Below are 2223 nucleotides of genomic sequence, written 5' to 3'. Positions count from 1 at the left end.
TATCATCGCCTTCCGCGTCCTGGTAAGCTTGAAATTCAGCCGACGAAGCCTCTTGCGAACCAGCGGGACCTTGCACTGGCGTATACGCCTGGGGTTGCGGCGGTGTGCGAGGCGATTGCCGCGGACAAGTCTCTGGTGGCGGAGCTTACGGGGCGCCAGAACCTCGTCGCGGTGGTGTCCAACGGCACGGCGGTCCTCGGGCTCGGCAATATCGGCCCGGAAGCCTCCAAGCCGGTGATGGAGGGCAAGGCGGTCCTGTTCAAGAAGTTCGCCGGCATCGACGTGTTCGACATCGAGATCAACGCGCTGGAGCCCGACCATGTCGTCTCGGTGGTGGCGGCGCTGGAGCCGACCTTCGGCGGCATCAATCTGGAGGACATCAAGTCCCCGGAATGCTTCGAGATCGAGACGCGCCTGCGCGAGATCATGAACATCCCGGTGTTCCACGACGACCAGCACGGCACCGCGATCACCATCGCCGCCGGCATCGTCAACGCGCTGTTCCTCGGGGGCAAGAAGATCGAGGAGGTGAAGATCGTCACCTCCGGCGCCGGCGCGGCGGCGATCGCCACGCTGAACCTGCTGGTCTCGATGGGCGCCCGGCGCGAGAACATCTGGGTCAACGACATTGAGGGGCTGGTCTATGAAGGCCGCACCACGCTGATGGACCCCTATAAGGGCGCCTTCGCCCAGAAGACCGACAAGCGCACCATCGCCGAATCGATCGAGGGCGCGGACATCTTCATCGGCCTGTCGGCCGGGGGCGTGCTCAAGCCCGAGATGCTGAAGGCCATGGCGCCGAACCCGGTGATCATGGCGCTGGCCAACCCGACCCCGGAGATCATGCCCGACCTCGCCCGCGAGGCGCGCCCGGACGCGATGATCTGTACCGGCCGTTCGGACTTCCCGAACCAGGTCAACAACGTGCTGTGCTTCCCCTTCATCTTCCGCGGGGCGCTCGATGCCGGCGCGACCACGATCAATGAGGAGATGAAGGTGGCGGCGGTCCACGCCATCGCCGAGCTCGCCCGCGAGACCCCCTCCGACGTGGTGGCGCGCGCCTATGGCGGCGAGACCCCGGTGTTCGGGCCGACCTCGCTGATACCCTCGCCCTTCGACCCGCGCCTGATCCTGCGCATCGCGCCGGCCGTGGCGCGGGCGGCGATGGAGTCGGGCGTCGCGCGCCGGCCGATCGCCGATTTCGAGGCCTATATGGAGGGGCTGGACCGCTTCGTGTTCCGCTCCGGCCTGGTGATGAAGCCGCTGTTCGCCATGGCCAAGCAGGCGCCCAAGCGCGTGATCTACGCCGAGGGCGAGGACGAGCGCATCCTGCGCGCCGCGCAGGTCGTGGTCGAGGAGGGCATTGCCCGCCCGATCCTGATCGGCCGCCCGCAGGTGATCGACACCCGGCTGGAGCGCTTCGGCCTCTCGATCCGCCCCGGCCGCGATTTCGACCTGGTGAACCCGGACGACGATCCGCGCTACCGCGATTATGTGAACACCTATGTCGAGCTGGCCGGCCGCCGGGGCGTGACGCCCGAGCTCGCCCGCACGCTGGTGCGCACCACCCCGACCGTGATCGCGGCGCTGGCGGTGATGCGCGGCGACGCCGACACCATGTTGTGCGGCGTCGAGGGGCGGTTCATCCGCCATCTGCGCCACATCCGCACCATTGTCGGCCTTGCGCCGGGGGTGTCGGACGTCTCGGCGCTCTCCATGCTGCTGACCCAGAAGGGCGCCTTCTTCCTGTGCGACACGCAGGTCACCAGCGATCCCACCGCCGAGGAACTGGCGGAGATGTCGGCGCTGGCGGCGGCCCATGTGCGCCGCTTCGGCATCGAGCCGAAGATCGCGATGCTCTCGCACTCCGATTTCGGCACCCGCGAGGACGAGGGTGCCCGCAAGATGCGCCGCGCGGTGGAACTGCTGCTGGAGCGCGAGCCCACGCTGATGGTCGACGGCGAGATGGAAGGCGACAGCGCGCTGCTGCCGCAGATGCGTGAGCGCGTGCTGCCGGGCGGCCGGCTGCAGGGCGTGGCGAACATCCTCGTCATGCCCAATATCGACGCCGCCAACATCGCCTACCAGATGGTGAAGGTGTTCGGCGATTCGCTCCCCGTCGGCCCCATCCTGCTCGGCACCGCACGCCCGGCCCACATCCTCACCCCCTCCGTCACCGCGCGAGGCGTCGTCAACATGACCGCAATCGCCGTCGTCGAGGCG

General features: G+C 68.2%; 1 protein-coding gene. It reads left to right on the top strand.

Translation table 11 applies throughout. The features are described 5' to 3' along the window. Positions 1 to 2223 (top strand): NADP-dependent malic enzyme (locus MKI84_RS20555; RefSeq protein WP_241622137.1); only part of this gene is annotated, 2223 nt, incomplete at both ends.

Source organism: Ancylobacter gelatini (genome assembly GCF_022601675.1).
GTDB classification, from domain to species: domain Bacteria; phylum Pseudomonadota; class Alphaproteobacteria; order Rhizobiales; family Xanthobacteraceae; genus Ancylobacter; species Ancylobacter gelatini.
Note: the sequence above shows the minus strand (reverse complement) of the source record. Positions and strands in the feature narration are given on the sequence as shown.